Annotated in this window: 19 protein-coding genes; 11 read left to right on the top strand and 8 right to left on the bottom strand. The window is 74.9% G+C overall.

What is annotated here, in order from left to right:
* Nucleotides 1-82 precede the first annotated feature (82 nt).
* The 3 genes from BLASA_RS01140 to BLASA_RS01130 are packed head-to-tail and all read left to right on the top strand — an operon-like array spanning nucleotide 83 to nucleotide 2,243.
* Nucleotides 83-1,513 carry a GuaB1 family IMP dehydrogenase-related protein gene (locus BLASA_RS01140; RefSeq protein WP_014374152.1) on the top strand — a complete coding sequence of 477 codons (1,431 nt, stop codon included), beginning with the start codon at nucleotides 83-85 and terminating at the stop codon, nucleotides 1,511-1,513.
* Nucleotides 1,510-1,857 (top strand): metallopeptidase family protein, encoded by a 348-nt coding sequence (locus BLASA_RS01135; RefSeq protein WP_014374151.1) that lies wholly within the window; start codon nucleotides 1,510-1,512, stop codon nucleotides 1,855-1,857. The genes BLASA_RS01140 and BLASA_RS01135 overlap by 4 nt, the downstream gene beginning before the upstream one ends.
* Before the next feature lie 53 nt (nucleotides 1,858-1,910).
* Entirely contained in the window at nucleotides 1,911-2,243 is a 333-nt protein-coding gene (locus BLASA_RS01130) for a GroES family chaperonin (protein ID WP_014374150.1), read from the top strand.
* A 78-nt stretch (nucleotides 2,244-2,321) separates the two neighbouring features.
* Here the strand turns inward: BLASA_RS01130 and BLASA_RS01125 are convergent, their stop codons facing one another.
* Nucleotides 2,322-2,798: a MarR family winged helix-turn-helix transcriptional regulator gene (locus BLASA_RS01125; RefSeq protein WP_014374149.1), complete on the bottom strand. Its 477-nt coding sequence runs from the start codon at nucleotides 2,796-2,798 to the stop codon at nucleotides 2,322-2,324.
* Between the two features lie 68 nt (nucleotides 2,799-2,866).
* Here BLASA_RS01125 and BLASA_RS01120 point away from each other — a divergent pair, with 68 nt between their 5' ends.
* Nucleotides 2,867-4,987, top strand: coding sequence for an MMPL family transporter (locus BLASA_RS01120; protein WP_014374148.1), 2,121 nt, complete (start codon nucleotides 2,867-2,869; stop codon nucleotides 4,985-4,987).
* Nucleotides 4,988-5,036: 49 nt separating this feature from the next.
* Here BLASA_RS01120 and BLASA_RS01115 read toward each other — a convergent pair whose 3' ends face one another.
* Nucleotides 5,037-5,591, bottom strand: a complete 555-nt coding sequence (locus tag BLASA_RS01115; protein ID WP_014374147.1) for a PIN domain-containing protein — start codon at nucleotides 5,589-5,591, stop codon at nucleotides 5,037-5,039.
* A gap of 1 nt (nucleotide 5,592) precedes the next feature.
* The gene (locus BLASA_RS01110; protein ID WP_197536254.1) at nucleotides 5,593-6,003 is read right to left on the bottom strand and encodes a helix-turn-helix domain-containing protein; all 411 of its coding nucleotides are present in this window, start codon (nucleotides 6,001-6,003) and stop codon (nucleotides 5,593-5,595) included.
* A gap of 331 nt (nucleotides 6,004-6,334) precedes the next feature.
* Here BLASA_RS01110 and BLASA_RS01105 point away from each other — a divergent pair, with 331 nt between their 5' ends.
* Entirely contained in the window at nucleotides 6,335-7,243 is a 909-nt protein-coding gene (locus BLASA_RS01105) for a ketopantoate reductase family protein (RefSeq protein ID WP_014374145.1), read from the top strand.
* Here the strand turns inward: BLASA_RS01105 and BLASA_RS01100 are convergent.
* Complete coding sequence (locus tag BLASA_RS01100; RefSeq protein WP_014374144.1) at nucleotides 7,230-7,550, bottom strand: hypothetical protein; 321 nt, start codon at nucleotides 7,548-7,550, stop codon at nucleotides 7,230-7,232. The two genes, BLASA_RS01105 and BLASA_RS01100, sit on opposite strands and share 14 nt — an antisense overlap.
* Nucleotides 7,551-7,668: 118 nt before the next feature.
* Nucleotides 7,669-8,616 carry a prephenate dehydratase gene (gene pheA / locus BLASA_RS01095; RefSeq protein ID WP_041775537.1) on the bottom strand — a complete coding sequence of 316 codons (948 nt, stop codon included), beginning with the start codon at nucleotides 8,614-8,616 and terminating at the stop codon, nucleotides 7,669-7,671.
* A gap of 109 nt (nucleotides 8,617-8,725) precedes the next feature.
* On the opposite strand from pheA, the gene BLASA_RS01090 reads away from it, so the two are divergent.
* From BLASA_RS01090 to larC, 3 genes are all read left to right on the top strand, one after another.
* The gene (locus BLASA_RS01090; protein ID WP_231839527.1) at nucleotides 8,726-10,396 is read left to right on the top strand and encodes a GGDEF domain-containing protein; all 1,671 of its coding nucleotides are present in this window, start codon (nucleotides 8,726-8,728) and stop codon (nucleotides 10,394-10,396) included.
* A 178-nt stretch (nucleotides 10,397-10,574) separates the two neighbouring features.
* A complete protein-coding gene (locus tag BLASA_RS01085; RefSeq protein WP_231839526.1) occupies nucleotides 10,575-13,238 on the top strand; it encodes a diguanylate cyclase domain-containing protein in 2,664 nt (887 codons plus the stop codon).
* A 442-nt stretch (nucleotides 13,239-13,680) separates the two neighbouring features.
* Complete coding sequence (larC, locus tag BLASA_RS01080; protein ID WP_014374140.1) at nucleotides 13,681-14,898, top strand: nickel pincer cofactor biosynthesis protein LarC; 1,218 nt, start codon at nucleotides 13,681-13,683, stop codon at nucleotides 14,896-14,898.
* Nucleotides 14,899-14,908: 10 nt separating this feature from the next.
* Here larC and BLASA_RS01075 read toward each other — a convergent pair whose 3' ends face one another.
* On the bottom strand, nucleotides 14,909-15,319 hold the full coding sequence (locus BLASA_RS01075) for a DUF6157 family protein (protein ID WP_014374139.1): 411 nt from the start codon (nucleotides 15,317-15,319) through the stop codon (nucleotides 14,909-14,911).
* A gap of 77 nt (nucleotides 15,320-15,396) precedes the next feature.
* Nucleotides 15,397-16,512 carry an MFS transporter gene (locus BLASA_RS01070; protein ID WP_014374138.1) on the bottom strand — a complete coding sequence of 372 codons (1,116 nt, stop codon included), beginning with the start codon at nucleotides 16,510-16,512 and terminating at the stop codon, nucleotides 15,397-15,399.
* Nucleotides 16,513-16,754: 242 nt separating this feature from the next.
* On the opposite strand from BLASA_RS01070, the gene BLASA_RS01065 reads away from it, so the two are divergent.
* The 3 genes from BLASA_RS01065 to BLASA_RS01055 all read left to right on the top strand — a co-directional run bounded on the left by BLASA_RS01065 (nucleotide 16,755) and on the right by BLASA_RS01055 (nucleotide 19,392).
* Nucleotides 16,755-18,230, top strand: a complete 1,476-nt coding sequence (locus BLASA_RS01065; RefSeq protein ID WP_014374137.1) for a sensor domain-containing diguanylate cyclase — start codon at nucleotides 16,755-16,757, stop codon at nucleotides 18,228-18,230.
* Between the two features lie 103 nt (nucleotides 18,231-18,333).
* Nucleotides 18,334-18,933, top strand: coding sequence for a TMEM165/GDT1 family protein (locus tag BLASA_RS01060; protein ID WP_014374136.1), 600 nt, complete (start codon nucleotides 18,334-18,336; stop codon nucleotides 18,931-18,933).
* Nucleotides 18,934-19,011: 78 nt separating this feature from the next.
* Nucleotides 19,012-19,392 (top strand): hypothetical protein, encoded by a 381-nt coding sequence (locus BLASA_RS01055; RefSeq protein WP_014374135.1) that lies wholly within the window; start codon nucleotides 19,012-19,014, stop codon nucleotides 19,390-19,392.
* Here BLASA_RS01055 and BLASA_RS01050 read toward each other — a convergent pair.
* Entirely contained in the window at nucleotides 19,389-20,279 is an 891-nt protein-coding gene (locus tag BLASA_RS01050; protein WP_014374134.1) for a haloalkane dehalogenase, read from the bottom strand. The two genes, BLASA_RS01055 and BLASA_RS01050, sit on opposite strands and share 4 nt — an antisense overlap.
* Nucleotides 20,280-20,291: the final 12 nt, after the last annotated feature.

Raw genomic sequence — 20,291 nt, 5'->3', positions numbered from 1 at the left:
TGCCTATGGGATTGGGCCCCGATCCGTAGGCATAGCTTCCTATGCCCACCGGGCGGTGGGATGCGTCAGGGACACTGCACCTATGCGCTTCATCGGGAATGACCGCCCGGCCCACGACCTGACCTACTCCGACGTCTTCATGGTGCCGGCGCACTCGACGGTCGGGTCGCGACTCGAGGTGGACCTGACCACGCCGGACCGCGTCGGCACGACCATCCCGATCGTCGTCGCGAACATGACGGCCATCTCCGGCCGGCGCATGGCCGAGACCGTGGCCCGCCGCGGTGGCCTCGCCGTGCTGCCGCAGGACATCCCGGTCGACGTCGTCGCCGAGGTCGTGTCCTGGATCAAGACCCGGCACCCGGTCTACGACACCCCGATCACTCTCTCCCCCACGTCCACCGTGGGGGAGGCGCTGTCGCTGCTGACCAAGCGGGCGCACGGGATCGTCGTGGTGGTCGAGGACGGCTCCCCGGTCGGCGTGGTCACCGACGGCGCCTGCCAGGGCGTCGACCGGTTCACCCAGCTGTCCGAGGTCATGACCCGTGAGCCGCTCACCATCCCGGCCGGCACCGACCTCACCAAGATCTTCGACGTGCTCTCCGACGAGCGGGTCAGCGCCGCCCCGGTGGTGCAGGGCGACCGGCTGGTCGGCGTCATCACCCGCAAGGGCGCGCTGCGCTCGTCGCTGTACACGCCGGCCGTGAACGCCGAGGGCCACCTGCTCACCTCTGCCGCCGTCGGCATCAACGGCGACGTCGCGGGCAAGGCCGGCGCCCTGCTGGCCGCGGGCGTGGACGTGCTCGTGGTCGACACCGCGCACGGGCACCAGGAGAAGGCGATCGAGGCGCTGCGCGCGGTGCGCTCGGTGGCCGGGGCCGCTTCGGTGGTGGCCGGCAACGTGGTGACGGCGCAGGGCACCCGCGACCTGATCGAGGCCGGCGCCGACGTCGTGAAGGTCGGCGTCGGGCCCGGCGCCATGTGCACCACCCGGATGATGACCGGCGTCGGCCGGCCGCAGTTCTCCGCCGTCGAGGAGTGCGCGGCCGAGGCCCGCTCGCTGGGCAAGCACGTGTGGGCAGACGGCGGCGTCCGGCATCCGCGCGACATCGCGCTCGCCCTGGCCGCCGGCGCGGCCAACGTGATGGTCGGCTCCTGGTTCGCCGGCACCTACGAGTCGGCCGGCGACGTGCACGACGACGGCGGCCGGCTCTACAAGGAGTCCTTCGGCATGGCCTCCGCCCGCGCGGTCAAGGCCCGGACGGCGACCCAGACCGGGTTCGAGCGGGCGCGGGCGGGGCTGTTCGAGGAGGGCATCTCGTCGTCCCGCATGTACCTGGACCCGGCCCGGCCGGGTGTCGAGGACCTGATCGACCAGATCGTGGCCGGCGTACGGTCCTCGTGCACCTACGCGGGCGCGCGCACCGTCGACGAGCTGCACGAGCGGGCGGTGCTGGGGGTGCAGAGCTCGGCCGGCTACGAGGAGGGCCGGCCGCTGCCGACGTCCTGGTGAAGGCGCTCCCGCTACCGGTGTTCGAGGCGCTCGTCGCCGACGCGCTCGACGAGGTGCCGGCCGAGCTGATGGCGCTGCTCGACAACGTCGTCGTCCTGGTGGAGGACCGCAACCCCGACGAGCCCGAGCTCCTCGGGGTCTACGAGGGGTACGCGCTGACCGAGCGCGGCTGGGACTACGGCGGCACGCTGCCCGACCGGATCATGATCTACCGCGAGGCCATCTGCGACATCTGCGAGACCGAGGACGACGTCGTCGAGGAGGTCACGATCACCGTCGTGCACGAGATCGCGCACCACTTCGGCATCGAGGAGGAGCGCCTGCACGAGCTCGGCTGGGGTTGAGCGGCGCTGACGGCCGGGAACGCCCCTCCGGGCGGCGGGTAGCGTGCGAGGACGTGCCCGAGAACAGCGCCGTCGGCAAGCTGCCGATCAAGATGCTGCACGACCGCATCCTGGTCGCGCTCCGCAAGGAGGACGGCGACCGCCGGTCCACCGGCGGCATCCTCATCCCGGCGACCGCCCAGGTGGCCAAGCGGCTGGTGTGGGGCGAGGCCCGCGGGATCGGCGCCGGCGTCCGTCAGGTGAAGGTCGGCGACCAGGTGCTCTTCTCCCCCGAGGACCAGCACGAGGTCGAGGTGCACGGCGAGGACCTGATCATCCTGCGCGAGCGCGACGTGCACGCCGTCGCCGCCGAGCGCATCGAGGAATCGACCGGCCTCTACCTCTGAGAACCCCCCGGGCATAGGAGGCTATGCCTATGGTTCGGCGCCCCAGAACGTAGGCATAGCCTCCTATGCCGGGGTGGGTCAGCCAGGCTCGGGCCCCGCGCGGGCGTGGCCCTCGATCACCTCGGTCATGCCGGTCAGGAACCGGTGGACGACGGCGAGCTCCTCGTCGCTGTAGCCCTGCATCGCCGCGAGCAGGTCCCGTTGCAGGCCGCCGAAGAACTCCGCGCCGGCCGCCATGGCCGCCGGTGACATCTGCAGCGTGACCCGCCGGCGGTCGGCGTCGTCGCGCGCCCGCCGCAGGTGGCCGGCCCGTTCCAGCCGGTCGACCAGCGCGGTGACCGACGCCGAGCTCAGCTCCACCGCCGATCCCAGCCGCCCGGCCGTGAGCGCCTCACCGCGGCGCGCGGCGTCCATGACCGCCACCAGCGCCCGGACGTCGGTGCGGCCGAGCCCGTGCGCTCCGGCGAATCGCTGCCCGACCGCATCCAGCTCCACGGTCAGCCGGCGAAGGAGCAGCGCCAGCTCGTTCCGCACGGGGTCGACCTCGCTCGCCACTAAGCACCTCCCTCCGCGCGGGGACCTACTATCTCGATGTTCGAGATTGTCGACCGTCAAGGATTCCGATGCGCCGGAGCACCGTCCTCCGCTGGCTCCTGCCGGCCATCGTCGCACTGCTGTGGCTCGGCCTCGCCGGGCCGCTGAGCTCGTTCAGCGGGCAGCTCGGCTCGGTCCAGGAGAACGACTCCACCGCCTTCCTGCCCGACCGGGCGGAGTCCACGCGGGTCACCGAGCTGCTGCAGGAGTTCCGCACCGAGCGGACGCTGCCGGTGATCCTGCTGTGGGAGAGCGAGGACGGGGAGCTGAGCCAGGCCGCACGGGCCGAGGCGCAGGACCGGGTCGCCGCGGCGACCACCCTCGCCGAAGACGCCGGGGCACTCGCCGGCGAGGCGTCACCCCCCATCCCGTCCGACGACGGCGCGGCGGTGCAGGCGGTGCTCCCCTTCGACCCGGACCTCGGGGAGGGGCTGGGCGCGGTGATCGCCGACCTGCGCGCGCTCCCCGGCATCGACGGGACGACGGCGTACGTGACCGGCCCCGGCGCGGTCTTCGCCGACTTCGCCGAGGGCTTCTCCGGCATCGACGGGCTGCTGCTGCTCGCCGCGTTCGGCGTCGTCCTGCTGATCCTGCTCGTGGTCTACCGCAGTCCGCTGCTGCCGTTGCTGGTGATCGGCACCGCGGGCATGGCGCTGGTGGTCTCCCTCGCGGTCGCCTACCTCCTGGCCGAGCAGGGTTGGATCACGGTGAACGGCCAGAGCCAGGGCATCGCCTCGATCCTCGTCGTCGGCGCGGCCACCGACTACGGGCTGCTGCTGGTCGCCCGGTACCGGGAGGAGCTGCGCCGCGAGGAGTCGGCCGTCGCCGCGATGCGGGTGGCGCTGCGGCAGTCGTGGGAACCGATCCTCGCCAGCGGCGTCACGGTCATCCTCGGGGTCCTGTGCCTGCTCTTCTCGGACCTCGGGTCGAACCGGGGCCTCGGCCCGATCTCGGCGGTCAGCATCGCCTTCGCCATGCTCGCCGCGCTCACCTTCCTGCCGGCGGTGCTGCTGCTGTTCGGGCGGGCGGCGTTCTGGCCCTTCCGGCCGAAGCGCGGCGAGGAGCACGCGCACGGCCGCGGCTGGGAACGGCTGGCCACGACCGTCGGCCGCCGGCCCGGCCGGGTCCTGCTCGGCAGCCTCGGCCTGGTCGTCGCGCTCTCCGCCTTCGCACCCGGTTTCGACGCCGGCGGCATCCCGCTGTCCGAGGCCGTGCGCGGTGGCTCGGAGTCCGGCGCGGGGCAGGAGGCGCTGGCCCGGCACTACCTGGCCGGCGCGGCCAGCCCGGCGATCATCATCACGCCGGCCGACGGCTGGGAGGCCGTCGCCGACGCCGCGGACGACGTCGACGGCGTGGCCCAGGTCGCCCCCTTCACCGGTGAACGAGGCGGCCCACCGGGCGGCGGCGAGCCCGTGGTCGCCGACGGCCTGGTGCGGATCGACGCCACCCTCACCGATCCCACCGACAGCCAGCCGGCCCAGGACACCGTCTCCGCGCTCCGGACGGCGGTGAGCGCGGTCGACGCCGACGCCCTCGTCGGCGGGAACACGGCCAGCGACCTGGACACCCAGGAGACGGCGGCCCGCGACCTCGCGGTGATCGTCCCGCTGGTGCTGCTGGTCATCACCGTGGTCCTGGCGGTGCTGCTGCGGGCGCTCGTGGCACCGATCCTGCTGGTGGCCACGGTGGCGGTGAGCGTGCTGGCCACCATGGGCGTCAGCGCGCTGGTGTTCGAGCACCTGTTCCAGTTCCCGGGCAGCGATCCGCAGGTGCTGCTGATCGGATTCGTGTTCCTGGTGGCGCTGGGGATCGACTACAACATCTTCCTGATGACCCGCGCCCGCGAGGAGTCGCAGCGGGTCGGCACCCGGAACGGCGTGCTGCGCGCGCTCGCCGTCACCGGCGGCGTCATCACCAGCGCCGGGCTGGTGCTCGCGGCCACCTTCGGCGCGCTGGCCGTGCTGCCGCTGGTGATCCTGGTTCAGCTCGGGTTCCTGGTCGGCTTCGGCGTCCTGCTCGACACCTTCGTGGTCCGCACGCTGGTGGTGCCGGCCGCCGTCCACCTGCTCGGCGACAGGGTATGGTGGCCGGGCACGCTCGCGAAGGGCCCGACCGCGCCCGCCGACGAGCGGCAGCGCGCGCGGGCCTGAGCACTGTCGAGGCGAGGAAAGCCAACCTTGATGGAGCCACCTGCCGGCCTCAGGACCGCAGTGCTGCCACGGTTTCGATGAGGCCCTGGTTGTGCAGCGCAGCGAGCACTTCATCCAGATCCATGGGTGGGCGCTTCTTGCTGTCGGCGATGCGCTGGACCTCGCCGAAGACGATTTCTGGGTTCAGGTCGACCATCGAGTGCAGAAACTCGTCGGCGCGACGGGCCTCGATGTGCCACCGGGCCAGGCCGTCTCGCGGGAAATCACGCACGTTGTTGGTGACGATGGTCTGAGCGCCGACCTTGATGGCTGCAGCGACCACGTGCCGGTCGTCGGGGTCGGGGAGGTCGACGACCCCTGTCAGCGGCTCGTAACCGGTGACCAGGACATCCCGGATGGCCTGATTCATCAGGGTGCGGGTGCGAGCGAGCCGGTCGGGGTCCAGGTCGGGGCGGTCCTCGACGAGGTTGCGGAAGACTTCATCGAGGATCTCGTCGGTCCAGCGGGCGCGCACCAACCCGGCCTGTGCGACACGAATCAGCAGGTCGCGGAGAAGGCTGGGGTACAGGACGTTCGCGTCATAGATGACAACGAAGGAAGCCACGTCAGAGGACGTCCATCTCCTCGCCGAGCGCAGTCAGTTCGTCGGCTGCGGCGCGACGCCGGCGGTCGTCCTGACGCATGTACCGCAGCAGAGACTCTGCCTTGATCCGGCGGTGAGTGCCGACCTTCCGGTACTCGATCTCACCACCCTCCAGTAGGGAGATCAGGTACGGGCGGCTCACGTTGAGCATGTCGGCGGCCTGCTGGGTGGTGAGCTCGGCGTGTGCCGGAACGACTGAGACGCCTTCCCCAGCAGCCATGTGTGCGAGGACGCGGGCCAGGAGTTCGACGGCGGAACGGGGTACGACGAGCGAGTCCTCGTGCTCGTCATCGACGACCAGACGCACAGTGTCGTTGCTTGTGTGGGTGCGCAGGTAGTTCTTGACGCTCTTGACCGCCTCGACAGCGGTCATCACGTCGGTCGCATCGGGCTGAACCGGCGGCTCTAGCAGGGAAGTCATGGCGATCCTCCTGACTCTGCAGTGCCGTGAACTTCCAGCACCACGCGTGCTTAAATAAACGCAATAACCGCAATATACGCAATATTCATCGGTCCGGCATGGCTTTGCCGTGACTCGGCCGGGGGATCCTGCGTGGCTGCTGGCGCCGCTACACTTTCCCAGTGCAGCGACCGGTCGTCTCATGGCCACGCAGCTCACGCGGAGCAGTCGCTGACTGGTGAGGACCCCTGCACATGGCCGGATCACTGGCCTGACGTCCGCCCGTTCGGGCAGGGTGGCTCCCGTGACCTCTGGCCAGAAGCTCCGGATCGCCGTGCTCGGGCCCGGAGGTGTCGGCGGGTTGCTGGCCGCCCTGCTGGCGCGGGAGGGTCACGCGGTCACCTGCCTGGCCCGCCCGGAGACCGCGCAGCACCTCGACCGCGACGGCCTGCGGCTGACCAGCGGCCGATTCGGCGAGGTCCCGGCCGCGGTCCGCGGCGCAGAGCGGCTTTCCGAGCCGGTCGACGTCCTCCTGGTGACGACGAAGGCCACCCAGCTCGAGGCCGCGCTCGACCGGGTGCCGGCCGACGTCCTCGGTGACGCCGTCCTGGTGCCGCTGCTCAACGGCGTCGAGCACCTGGCGCAGCTGCGCGCGCGCTACCCGACCGCGCGGGTGGTCGCCGGCACCATCCGGGTGTTCGCCGACCGCCCGACACCGGGCGTGATCCGGCACGACGGCGAGCTGTGCGCCGTCCAGCTGGCCCCGGGCGCCGAGCCGCTGGCCGAGGCCCTGACCGCCGCCGGCGTCGACGTCGCCGTCCGTCCCGACGAGGCCGGGCTGCTCTGGGACAAGCTGTGCTTCCTCGCGCCGATGGCCCTGTTGACGACGGCGGCCGGGACGCCGCTCGGGCCGGTGCGCGACGAGCGCGGCGACGACCTCACCGCGGTGATCGGCGAGGTCGCCGCGGTCGCCCGGGCCGACGGTGCGGCGAGCGACGCCGCGGCCACCCGCGACTTCGCCTGGTCGCTGCCGGACGGGATGCGCTCCTCGATGCAGCGGGACGCCGAGGCCGGCAACCCCACCGAGCTGGAGGCGATCGGCGGGGCGGTGCTGCGGGCGGCCGACCGGCACGGCATCGACGTTCCGGTCACCCGGCGAATCGTCGAGGAGCTGCGCAGCCGGCTCCGGGAAGCCGAACCTAACCGGCGGTGAAGATCCAGGTCAGGACGGCGGCCCCGACGACCACCCAGAGCAGCGGCACCCGGTTGGTCCACCGCGCCGCGGCGAGGCGCCCGGTGCCGAACAGCACCCACGCGATCACCGTCGTGGTCACCGCCACGAACGGGTAGCCGAACCAGCCGTAGATCAGCAGCGCGGCCCAGGAGGAGTTCGCGTTGGCCATCCCCATCGCGCCGCCGATCGCGACGAGGAACCACGGGGCCAGGAAGAGCAGGTAGCCGACCTGCAGCACGCCGAGCTCGACCGCGGTGCGGCGGCGGGACGCCCGGTCCGGCGACACGACGGAACCGGAGGGCGGGGGCGGTGTGGACCGTCACGGCGGCGGAGCGTAGCGGCGGGAATGCCTCGTGAGCGGTCCCCGGACGGGTGAACCGCCGATCATCAACGGGGAGGGGCGCTCAGACCTCGCCCGAGCGCAGCCGGGCCAGCCAGACGTCGGCGTCGGCGAACGCGGCGTCGGACGACTCCTGCCGCACCGGCCGGTTCTCCCGCCCGTCGGCACGGGGATAGGAGCCGAGGAACCGGACGTCGTCGCAGAGCCGGTGCAGCGCGGCCAGCGCCTCGCCCACCCGCGGATCGGCGACGTGCCCCTCGCAGTCGAGGGAGAAGGAGTAGACCCCGAGCCGCTGCCGGGTGGGGCGGGACTCGATGCGGGTCAGGCTGATGCCGCGGACGGCGAACTCCTGCAGCAGCTCCAGCAGCGCCCCGGTGCGGTCCCCCACGACGGCCACCAGCGACGTCTTGTCGTTGCCGGTCGGGTCGGGCAGCCGCCCCGGTCGCGAGACCAGCACGAACCGGGTCACCGCACCCGGGTGGTCGGCGACGTCGTCGGCCAGGACGTCGAGGCCGTACCGCGAGGCGGCGATCGCCGCGCACACGGCGGCGTCGACCTCGCCGGCCGCCACCGCCGCGGCGGCCGCGGCGGTGGACGTCGTCGGCAGCGGGCTGATCCCGGGCAGCAGTTCGGTGAGCCGCCGGCCGGTCTGCGCGAGCGCGTGCGGATGGCTGGCCACCGAGCCGACGTCGGCGAGCACCGTCCCCGGGCGCACCGCGAGCACGAACGCCACGTCGAGGAACACCTCGCGGGTGATCACCAGCGGCTCGCCGTCGACCAGCCCGTCCATCGTCGCCGGCACGGATCCCTCGACGGAGTTCTCGAGCGGGACGAGCGCCGCGTCGGCGTCACCCGACCGGACGGCGGCCAGCGCCGCGGCGACACTCGGCTGGGGGTCGCGCCGTCCCTCCGGAGCGGTAATCGCCCTGCTCAGGGCCGCTTCGGCGAAGGTACCCTCGGGCCCGAGATAGGCGAACCGCGTCGGAGACGGACTGGGTGGCATCCCGGGCATCCGACGAGGGTAGTGCGCACAGCACGAGGCGGTCGCCCGACCCGGGAGCAGGGGCGGGCCACCGGCAGCACCGGCCTCCGCGGCCGCCTACCCCTGACTGGAGGAGTGCGTGACCCCCGCCCCCGCCCGCGTTCCTCCCGTGGGGCTGCAGGCTGCGCTGTGGCGACTGCTCGACGCCGGTCAGCAGGAGGACCCCACCCCGTTCCGCGCCCTGCTCGACGAGGCCGAGGACGCGTTCGCCGGCAGCGACGAGCCGCTCTGGGCCGCCTGGCGGCACGTGGTGCGCGCCCGCCGGAGCCTGCTCGACGGCGACCCGGCCGCCACCGCGGACGGGATCGCCGCGGCCCGGGAGCTGCTGGACCGGTGCCCGGTGTCGGCGGAGACCGCCCTCCTGATGGCGTACCTCGCGCACGTCGAGACGACCTGCGACCACCTCGACCACGCGATGCTGCTCGCCGTCGACGCCAGCCTGCTCACCGACGGGCAGTCCGGGCAGCCCTCGCGCCCGCTGCTCCAGGCGCACCGCTGGCTGTCGATGACCCTGTCGGGGCTCGACCTGGAGGAGCTGGCCGTCGCGCACGCCGTCCGGGGCTCCCGGGTGGCCGCGGCGCTGCCCGACGTCGGCGACCGCTGGCGGCTGCTGCTGCTCGCCGCCCGCCAGCACGTCGAGCTCGCCCAGACCCTGCGCCGCCGCGGGGACACCGACCGCGCCGGGCGGCTGGCCACCGAGGCGATCTCCCACGCCACCCAGGCGCGGCAGCTGCCCTGGGAGCCGGAGCAGGCCGACGCCGACCTCCTCGACGTGGTGCAGGCCTGGGGGCTCGTCTGCAGCGGCGACCTGGATGCCGCTCTCGGCCCGCTGCGCCGGGTCCGCCGGTCGCTGCAGCGCGACGGTGGCCTGTGGCTGCGCGGCTACACCGATCTGGTCCTCGCCCGGCTGCTCGCCGCGCTCGCCCGGCGGGACGGCGACGTGACGGTGGGCGAGGAGGCGATCGACCTGCTGGTCGACGCCTCCGGTGCGTTCGCCGCCACCGGTGACCGCCGCCGCTACCGGCAGGCCCTGCTGGAGCTCGGCCAGGACTACGCCGATCTCGGCCGGCCGGCCGAGGCGCTGCACTGGCTCGAGGCCTACCGCGCCGAGACCGGTCGGGCGCACACCCGCGGCCGTGAGATGTGGGCGGAGATGTTCGTCCGCCGCAGCCGGCTGCGCGAGGCCGAGCGCCAGGCGGCGCTGCTGCGCCGGCACGCGCTCGAGGACCCGCTCACCGGTCTGGGCAACCGGCGCAGCGCGGAGCGCCGGCTGGGCACCCTGCGGCTGGGCGAGGAACCGCTGTCCCTGGCCGTCGTCGACGTCGACCGGTTCAAGGAGGTCAACGACGACACGTCGCACACCCACGGCGACGCCGTGCTCCGCCGGGTCGCCGACCTGCTGCGGGAGCACAGCCGCGGGGACGACGAAGTGTACCGCTGGGCCGGGGACGAGTTCCTCGTCGTGCTGCCGACGGCGACCGAGGCGCAGGCGGTCGTGGTGATGGAGCGGCTGCGGTCCGCCGTCGCGGAGGCCGACTGGAGCGACCTGCCCCTGACCGATCCGGTGACGGTGAGCATCGGCGTCGCCACCGCACCGGCGGCCCCGGACGGGGAGCCGGGCGCCGTCGTGGGCTGGCGGGCACTGTTCGACACCGCGGACCTGCACCTGTTCTCCGCCAAGCGGCTGGGACGCAACCGGGTCCGCGCCCACGGCCCGACCGACGCCACCGGTCGCGGGGCGAGCGCGTGAGCGAGCTTGCGAGCTCACCGGAGGGCACAGCAGCGTCGCGAACGCGGTCGACGAGCGCCAGCGAGGAGAGCACGTGAGCTTCCCGCACGCGTGGGACGGGAGGGACACGACGGACGGGGGACGGCGCGTTCTCAGTGACGTGCTCGACACGGTCAGTAACGACATGCACAGTGCGCTCGTGCCACCGGGAGCCCTGCACCACCGGGTGACCGCCGCCCTGAGCAACTGGCAGCTCGACGACGCCGAGCAGCTGCTCGCCGGGGTCGAGCGGGACCCGTCGCCGTACGTCGCGGCCGTGCCGACCGCCGACGTTCCCGACGGTGCCCCGACGTCGCTGGGCCGGGCGTGGGCGGACACGCTGCGCGCCGAGCTGCTGGTGCGCCGGCTGCGCGTCGCCGGGTTCACCCTCGTCGGCGATCCGGTGGCCGGCGACTCCCCCGCCGAGCCGGCGCTCGACCTGCACGCGGGGGTCGCCGAGCTGATCGACGGCAACGGCGCGCCCTCCCGCGAGGACGCCGACCCGCGCTCGGAGTCGGCCTCCCGGGCCGCGCTGGCCATCGCCCTCGTCCGCTCGGCCAAGGCCGCGTTCGACGCCGCCGACGACGACCTCCAGCGGGCCGCGGGGCTCGCCCGCCACGCCCGCATCGAACTGCTCTCCCGGCGGATCGACGCCGCGATGGACGAGGCCGTGGAGGCCGCGAGCCTGCTCGACCCGGCCCTCCCGCCCAGCGCGCTGCTGGTCGACACGCTGGGCACGCTGGCCGGCGTCCTGGCCGACCTCGAGCTCATGCCGCTCGCGCTCGACTACCAGCGGCGCGCGCACGAGACGGCGCAGGCGGCCGCCGCCGACCCCGCCGTCCTCGGCCCGGAGGACACCGACCCCGACGTCCTCGTCGCCGTCGCCGCCACCCGCCTCGGCGAGCTGTGCGCCGAGCTCGGCGAGGGGCTGCTCGACGACGGAGCGCCCGACTCCGCCGCCCCCTACTTCACCGAGGCCCGCGAGCTGGCCGAGCAGGCCCTGGCGCAGCTGCCCCCGGACGCGGCCGGCATCGTGGCCGCCCAGGTGGTGCACGGCTGGGCGCTGGTGGGCCTGGGCGAGCACGCCGCGGCGACCGGGCCGCTGCGCGCCGCCGTCCGGCTCTCCGCGGCCGCCGCCGACCGGGACCGGCTGGCCTCGGCGCGACTCGCGCTGGGCCGGGCCCTGCGCCGGCAGGGGGAGGGCCGGGCCGCCGACGAGCACCTCGTCGCCGCGCTCGGCCTCGCCACCGAGCACGGCCTGCCCCGGCTGCGCCGGGCGGCGCTGCGCGAGCTGTGCACGCTGCAAACGGACCTCGACGACGCCGGCCGGGCGCTCCCCTACCTGCAGGCCTACCTGGCCGACGAGCTGGACCGGGTCGACGAGCGGCGCACCCGCTGGGTGGAGCTGTTCGGCCGCCGCAAGAGCCTGCTGGAGACCGAGCGGGCCGCCGGCCAGCTGCGCCGGCAGGCCTACGAGGACCCGCTCACGCACCTGCCGAACCGGCGTTACGCCGAGGCGCGGCTCGACGGCCTGCTGGCCGCCGGCGGCGTCCCGGCCCTGGCCGTGGTCGACGTCGACCGGTTCAAGTCGATCAACGACTCGATCGGGCATCCCGGCGGCGACGCCGTGCTGCGCGTGGTCGGGGAGCTGCTGGTGGCCGGCGTCCGCGACACCGACGAGGTGTGCCGCTGGGCCGGCGACGAGTTCGTCATCCTGCTCCCCGACACCACCGCCGAGCAGGGCGAGCGAGCGCTGGAGCGCATCCGCGCCGCGGTCGCCCGCTACCCGTGGGTGGAGCTGGGCCTCGACGTGCCGGTCACCATCAGCGCCGGCATCGCCTCGGCCACCCGCGGCGACGACCGCAAGACCCTGTTCGCCGCGGCCGACGGCGTGCTCTACGACGCCAAGCGCAGCGGACGGGACCAGGTCGTACGGCTCTCGGCGCTCACCCAGACCCGCGCCCCGGGCGGTGCACCGGATGCGCCGGCCGCTCCCGCCCCCGTGCCCGACGCCGTCCCGGTGCCGGTGGCTGCCACCCCGCTGGACGACGCCCGCCGGGCGTTGGCCGCCGTGCGCGACGAGGCCACCGGCTTCGCGCCGCTGCTGGATCCGCCGCACCCGCCGCTGGGCAGCGACCGGCCCGGCGAGCCCCTGCTCGGGCCGCTCCCCCGGTTCCCGCAGCCGACCGGGCCCACGCCCGTCGCCGCGGGAGAGCCAGAGGTCGTGTGGGCCACCGGCCGCAGCACCGAGCAGGTGCAGGCGCTGGTCCGCGAGGCGCGGCGCGAGCACCCGGACCGCCCGGCGCTCGTGCTGCGCGCGGCACCGGAGACGCTGGTGGCGCTGGCCGCCGAGCACGGCTCGGCCACGACTCTGGACGCCACGGCGATGGCCGCAGCGGTGGGCCCGGTGCCGGAGCCGCTCGGCCGCACCACCGTGCTCTGCGCGAGTGGCGCCGACGCCCCGGTCGCCGCGGAGGTGGCGTTCGTCGCGCGGGTGGCCGGTACGGCCGTCACGCGGCTGGACGCCGTCTCCCCCAGGCGGGTGCACGCCCTGCTGGACGACGGCTCGCTGGTCGCCGACTGCCTCGTGGTGGTCGCCGGCATGGACGCCGCCCTGGCGACGGCGATCGGCCCGCTCACCGACGTCCCCGTGGTCGCCGTGCCCACCTCCGCCGGGCAGCCCAGCGCGTTCGGTGGCCTGGGGGCGCTCATGACGATGCTCAACTCCTCCGCACCGGGGGTCGTGGTGAGCACCATCGACAACGGCTACTCGGCGGGTGTCTTCGCGGCGCGGGTGAGCCGGAGGAGCGGCGGGAGGACATGATCTTCCGACGAGCGGGTGCCGGGAGGGTCCCGCGAGGAGTGACGGCCACGGCTCCGCGCGACCGGGGGACGGCACCTGGCCGCGGTGTCGCGACGAGTGGGGCCCGCAGGGTCCCGCGAGGAGTGACGGCCACGGCTCCGCGCGACCGGGGGACGGCACCTGGCCGCGGTGTCGCGACGAGTGGGGCCCGCAGGGTCCCGCGAGGAGTGACGGCCACGGCTCCGCGCGACCGGGGGACGGCACCTGGCCGCGGTGTCGCGACGAGTGGGGCCCGCAGGGTCCCGCGAGGAGTGACGGCCACGGCTCCGCGCGACCGGGGGACGGCACCTGGCCGCGGTGTCGCGACGAGTGGGGCCCGCAGGGTCCCGCGAGGAGTGACGGCCACGGCTCCGCGCGACCGGGGGACGGCACCCGGCCGCGGTGTCGTCCGGAGGACGACAGTGTGATCGCGTGGCTGGACCTGGCGGCCGGGGCGTCGGGCGACATGCTGCTCGGCGCGATGGTGGACGCCGGGGTGCCGCTGGACGTGCCGGCCGAGGCGGTGGCCGCGCTGCCGGTCGAGCACGTCGTCCTGGAGACCGAGCAGGTCACCCGGCACGGGCTGGGCGCCATCCGCGTCCACGTGCGCACCTCGCCGTCGGACACCACCCGCACCTGGGCCGACGTCCGGTCGCTGCTGGCCGCCTCCGCCCTGCCGGCACCGGTGCGCGACGGCGCCCTGGCCGTGTTCGAGCGGCTGGCCGTGGCCGAGGGCCGGGTGCACCGCACCGACCCGGAGCAGGTGCACTTCCACGAGGTCGGGGCCCTGGACGCGCTGGCCGACGTGGTGGGGGTGATCGCCTGCCTGGAGTACCTGGAGCTCGACCGGCTGACCGCCTCTCCCGTGGCGCTGGGCAGCGGCTCGGCCCGCGGCGCGCACGGCGTCGTCCCCGTGCCCGGCCCCGCCGTGCTGGAGCTGCTGGCCGGGGTGCCGGTGCACGCCGGGGCCGTGGCCGCCGAGATGTGCACCCCCACGGGCGCGGCGCTGCTCGCTGCCCGGGTGGACGAGTGGACGACCCTGCCCGCGCTGCGCCCGGAGCGGGTGGGCACCGGCGCCGGGCGGCGGGATCCGGCGGAGCTGCCCAACGTCGTCCGGCTGGTGCTCGGCGAACCGGCCGAGCCGGCCCCGGCGCGGCCGGTGGTGCTCGAGGCCAACGTCGACGACCTCGACCCCCGGCTGTGGCCGGGCGTGCTCGACGCACTGCTGGCGGCGGGCGCCTCCGACGCCTGGCTGACGCCGATCCTGATGAAGAAGGGCCGCCCGGCGCACACCCTCTCGGTGCTCTGCCGGCCCGGCGCCGTGGCGGCGGTCCAGGCCGCCGTCTTCGCGACGACGTCGACCATCGGCCTGCGGGTGGTCCACGTCGGCAAGGTGGAGCTGGAACGGGCGCAGGCGGCCGTGGACGTGCTCGGCGGGCAGGTGCGGGTGAAGCTCGCCGTCTCCGGCGGGCGGCCGGTGAACGTGAGCGTCGAGTTCGAGGACGTCGCCGCCCTGGCCCGGGGCCTCGGCCTGCCGGTCAAGGAGGTGCTGCGGGCGGCCACCGCCGCCGCGGAGGCCGCCCATCCGGTCGCGCCGACGACGCCCCCGTCCGCGCCCGCCGCCCCGCCGTTGTGGAGCTGACGCCTGCCGGTCAGCCGCGGCTGGACCGCATGGCGCGCAGCTGGGTGAGTGCCGGGTCGCCGGCCAGCCGGGCGTACTCGGGGGAATCCACTGCGTGCAGCGTGATCCGGCCCTCGGCGTCGTAGTGCAGGCCCCAGCCGTACGTCTTCGGCAGCGGCGAGGCGCGCAGGCAGGCGCGCGGCTGGGCGAAGTACTCCTCGCGCAGCCGGGCCAGCTCGTCGTCGTCGACGCCGGTACGCCCGCGGACGGCCGGGGAGGAGGCCAGCAGGACCTCCTCCTGGGTCCACCCGCCCGGGCGGGCCGCGAGCATCGCGTACTGCGTGCCGGCCACCGTGGGGCCGGCGGCCCGCTCCGGTGGCACCTCGCCCGTGGTCGCCCGGCAGTCCGTGGCGACGGCGATGAACGTGTTCTCGTACCCCATGGCGGCATCCTGCCCGGCGGTACCGACGAAACGGCGCGGACCAGCCGCGCGGCCCGGCCGGTCCGACCGGCCCCACGTCAGCCGCAGTTCCGCCGGCTCGGTCCGCGCGTGCTCAGCCCCGCGGCCGCCACCGGGGCGACGGCGAGCACGAGCAGACCCACGGCGGCCACCCCGCCCAGGGCCCAGGCCGCGAACACCAGCAGCGCCGACAGCTCGACGCCCAGGCCGGCCACCGAGGTGACCGTCGCCCGGTAGGGCCCGGTGATCCGCCGCTGCAGCTCCGCCTCGGCGGCCACGAGCACCGCCAGGTACAGGCCGTAGGCCACCGCCAGCGCGGCCAGGGCGACCGGCGGGGTCACCACCGGGACCAGGAGGAGGCCCGCCCCGGCCGCCAGCAGCACCGCGGCCAGGATCCGCGCCGGGGGCCGGACCAGCCGGCCGCCGAGGGTGGCGCCGGCCGCGCCCGCCAGCGAGGCGGCGAGCACGACGACCGGGACCGCGCCCACGGGCACCCCGAGGTCGGCAGCGACCACCGGGAAGTACTCCTCCATCCCGTCGAGCCCCCCGACCAGCGCGACCGCCACGACCGCCACCAGCAGCGCGGGGCGCCGCAGCGCCTGGACCAGGCCGGCGCGCACCGAGCCCGCGACGTCCTCGTCGGCGCCCGGCCGCGGGTCGGGGAGGCGCAGCGCCAGGGCCGCGGCGGCCAGGCAGACCGCGACGCTGGCCCAGCCGACCAGCGGGTAGCCGCCGACGGCGTGCAGGGCGGTCGCGGCGAGCGCCGTCGGCACCTGCACGAGCAGCTCGGCCGCCGTCATGGCGCCGTTCACCCGGGGGAAGCACTCCGCCGCACCGACGTCGGCCAGCGCGTCGTGGACCAGGGCCTCCGCGGTGCCCGAGGAGCACGCCCCCCCGAGTCCCCAGACGACGAAGCCCGCGGCGAACGAGGCGAGCGAGGGCGCCGCGGTCCAGAGGACGAACGCGGCGGCCTGCAACACCCCGGAGAGCGCCAGCACTCCCCGCCGCGACCAGCGGTCGGCGAGCACCCCCGCGGGGACCTCGGCCAGCAGTCCGGTGACCGACCAGAGGCCGAACAGCAGCGACAGCTCGGCGCCGGACACGCCCGTGTCGAGGAAGAGTAGGGCGTAGAGGGGATAGAGCGGCACCAGCTCGGAGAGCGCGGCCCAGCCCACGGCCAGCCGCGCGATCGGCCGGGCCGCCCCGGGCAGCGAGGGGGATCAATGTCGGCGCATGGCCGGACGGTACTCGGGAACCCCCGGCCGCGCCCGCGATTTCCGGAGCCGGGACGTGCGGTGCAGGCCGGAGAGCCACCCGTGCGGGGGAACTCCCCCGGCGGGCCTCGATCGCGCTACCGTTCGCGCCGTTGCGAAACTGAACGGATCGGAGTCGCCGGCCGTACCGGAGGGATACCAGGATGACCAGCGCGGCCGAGCCCGCACCGGAGCTCGGCCGTACCGGTGCCGCGGCACCGGATCGCGAGCTCCCGGTCATGGACGCCGACCCGGCTCTCGACGGCCTGGTGCGGGTCGCCGCCGCCGTGACGGGCATGCGCTGCGCGGCGGTGATCACCATGGACACCGCCGTCATGCGGGTGATGGCGGTCCACGGCTTCCGCGGCGCGGCCTGGCCCCGCGAGGGATCCATCGTCGCCACGGTGCTCGCGCGCGGAAGCGGGGTGCAGACCTGCGACGACCTGATCCTGGAGCCGGGGTTCGGCCGGAGCCCCTGGGTCGACGGGCGCCGCGGCCGGATGCGGGCCTTCGGCTGCGTGCCGGTGCTGGTGGACGGCGTGATGCTGGCCGCGATCTGCGTCTTCGACGACGCTCCGCACACCTTTACCGACGAGGAACGCGGCCGGCTCGCCGACGTCGCGACCGCCGTCGCGTCGCTGGTGCGCGCCGGCCAGCAGGCCCGCCAGCTGGCCGATCTCGCCGCGGCCAGCCACCTCGCCCGCGCCGAGACCGCCCGCGCGCACCAGCAGCTGGCCCGCTCCACCGCCTTCACCCGCGCCCTGCTCGAGGTGCTCCCCGTGGGCGTCATCGGCGCCGACCCGGAGGGGCGGGTGACCCTCTTCAACGCCACCTTCCGCGACTGGCACGGGCTGGACGTCGATCTCACGGTGGAGCCCGACGACCTCGTGGAGACCTTCTCGCTCACCGACACCGACGGCACCCCGCTGCAGCCTGACCAGGTGCCGCTCCGGCGGGTCCTCGCCGATGGCCGGCTCGATGCCACCGAGATCGCGATCGCCGTGCCCGGCCGGCCGCCGCGGCGGATCTCCACCTCCGGCGCCCGGGTGCACGACGACGACGGCAACCTGCTGGGCCTCGTCCTGACCTCCACCGACGTCACCGAGCAGCGGGCCCTGGAGGCCGCGCTGCGCGAGGCGGCCCTGCACGACCCCCTGACCGGGCTGCCCAACCGCAACCTCCTGCTGGACCGGCTGGACCAGAGCCTGGCCGCCGCCGAGCGCGCGCAGCGGCCGATGGCGGTGCTCTACTGCGACCTCGACGGGTTCAAGCCGGTGAACGACTCCGCGGGGCACGCGGCGGGCGACGAGGTGCTGGTCCAGGCGTCGCGCCGGCTGGCTGCCGAGGTGCGCCCCGGCGACACCGTCGCGCGGATCGGCGGCGACGAGTTCGTCGTGCTCTGCCCCGAGGTCGGCTCGGAGGCGGCCGCCCAGGTGATCGCCGACCGCATCACGGCCGCCTTCGACGCGCCGCTGCGCCGGGCCGGGGGCGCCGAGCACGCGGTCGGCATCAGCATCGGGGTCGCGCTCTGCGGCCCCGGCCACACCGCGGACTCGGCACTGGCCTCGTCGGACGCCGCCATGTACCGGGTGAAGGCCGCCCGCCGGCGTCCGCGCGGACGGACCCCGGCGACCGTCTGACCCGCCGCCCTCCGGGCGCCCGGGCACCGACCGATACCGTGGGCCACCGAGAGACCGCCTGCCCGAGCCCCGCCCGGCAGTGCCGAGCGAGGAGAGTTCGAAAGTGATCTGGTCGGTGGTCCTGGCCGCGTTCGTCCTGGTGCTGCCGGTGGAGCTGCCCGACAAGACGCTGTTCGCCAGCCTCGTCCTCGCCACCCGCTTCCCGCCGCTCCCGGTCTTCGTCGGGGTGGGGACGGCGTTCGGCCTGCAGGTGGCGATCGCCGTCACCGCCGGGTCGCTGCTGTCGCTGCTGCCCGAGGCGCTGGTCACCGGCGTCGTCGCGCTGCTGTTCCTGGTGGGCGCGATCCTGCTGTGGCGGAGCGCCTCCGCCGGGCCCGAGGACGGCGGGGAGGCCGCCGAGACCCGGGAGCAGACGTCGTTCCTCCGGGCGGCGGCCATCTCGTTCGGCGTCCTCTTCGCCGCCGAGTGGGGCGACCTCTCCCAGCTGGCCACCGCCGGGCTCGCCGCCCGCTACGACGCCCCCGTGTCGGTGTTCGTCGGCTCCTGGGCCGCGCTGCTGGTCGTCTCCGGCCTCGCGGTGTTCCTGGGCAGGAAGCTCGCCGACCGGCTGCCGATCGCGCTGATCCGGCGGGTGGCCGCAGGCCTGTTCCTGGTGTTCGCCGTCGTCGCCGTGGTCGAGACCGTCCGCGCGCTCACGGCCTGACGCGCGAAGGACTCCTCCGGCAGCCACCGACGCCCTAGCCTTCGGGCGACCTGCCTGCGCACCGGAGGAGGAGGCCGCATGCCCCTCGTACCCGATCTTCCGTGGACCGCCGACCGGATCGGCGGGGGGCCCGGCCATGTCGAGGTCACCCACCTCCACCTGCGCCGGCTGCGGGACGTCCCGGCCTTCCTGCGCGACAGCATGGCTGTCCGGAGGCAGGTGATGGCCAGTCCAGGAGCCCGCTGTCTGCACCTGCGCGCCCAGCCGCTGGCCCGCCGTTTCACCACCGTCTCGTGGTGGGACGACGAGGCGGCGCTGCGTGCCTTCGTCCGCCTGGACCCGCACCGCACGGCGATCCGACGCTGGGCCCCGGAGATGCGGCACTTCAGCACCGGCTCCTACCCGGGAACGGCAGGTACTGCCCCGACCGTGGCAGAAGCGCTGTCCCGCACGGCCTAGCTGGGCAGGGTCGGGAGCCAGTCCGCGACCGCGCGGCCGATCTCGTGCGGCGAGTCCTCGGGGACGAAGTGGCTGCCGGTCACGGGAACCTCGGTGAGCGCCGGCCAGCTGCGCACGAACTCCCGCTGGCGGCCGACCAGGATCGACCCCGGCTCGGCGTCGATGAACAGCTTCGGGACGTCGCTGCCCGCGAGCCAGCCGGCGTACCGCTCGACGACCTGCACCACCTCGGCCGGGTGCCCCTCGATCGGCAGCTGCCGCGGCCACTCGAGGGTGGGCCAGCGGTCCTCGCGCTGGGCGAACGGCTCCCGGTAGCGGTCGTGCGCCTCGGGCGTGAGCCCACGGGCCACGGACGCCGGCAGGATCCGCTCGACGAAGACGTTCTTGTCCAGCACCGCGGCCTCGCCCTGGGGGCCGCGCATGAGCTGGAAGATGTTGCGGGCGTCGGCGGGCCAGTCGTCCCAGGTGACCGGCGTGACGATCGCCTCGGTGAACGCGATGCCGCGGACCGCGTCGGGGTGGCGGGCGGCCCAGTCGAAGCCGAGGCCGGAGCCCCAGTCGTGCAGCACCAGCGTGACCCGCTCCGTCGCGCCCACCGCGACGAGGAACTCCTCGAGGTAGGCGGCATGCGTGGCGAACGAGTACGTGCCCGGGCCCGCGTCCGGCAGCTTGTCGGACCGGCCCATGCCGATCAGGTCCGGTGCCAGGCAGCGGCCGAGGTGCTGCACGTGCGGGATGACGTTGCGCCAGAGGTAGGACGACGTCGGGTTGCCGTGCAGGAAGACGATCGGATCCCCCTCCCCGGCCTCCACGTACGCCATCTCGGCGTCCTTCACCTGCACGCGCCGGCGGGGGAACGGGTCCTCGGGGGAGATCTCGTCGGCCATGCCCCGATCCTC

The sequence above is a fragment of the Blastococcus saxobsidens DD2 genome (assembly GCF_000284015.1).
Taxonomy (GTDB): Bacteria; Actinomycetota; Actinomycetes; order Mycobacteriales; family Geodermatophilaceae; genus Blastococcus; species Blastococcus saxobsidens_A.
This window is presented reverse-complemented; position numbering and strand designations above follow the sequence as displayed.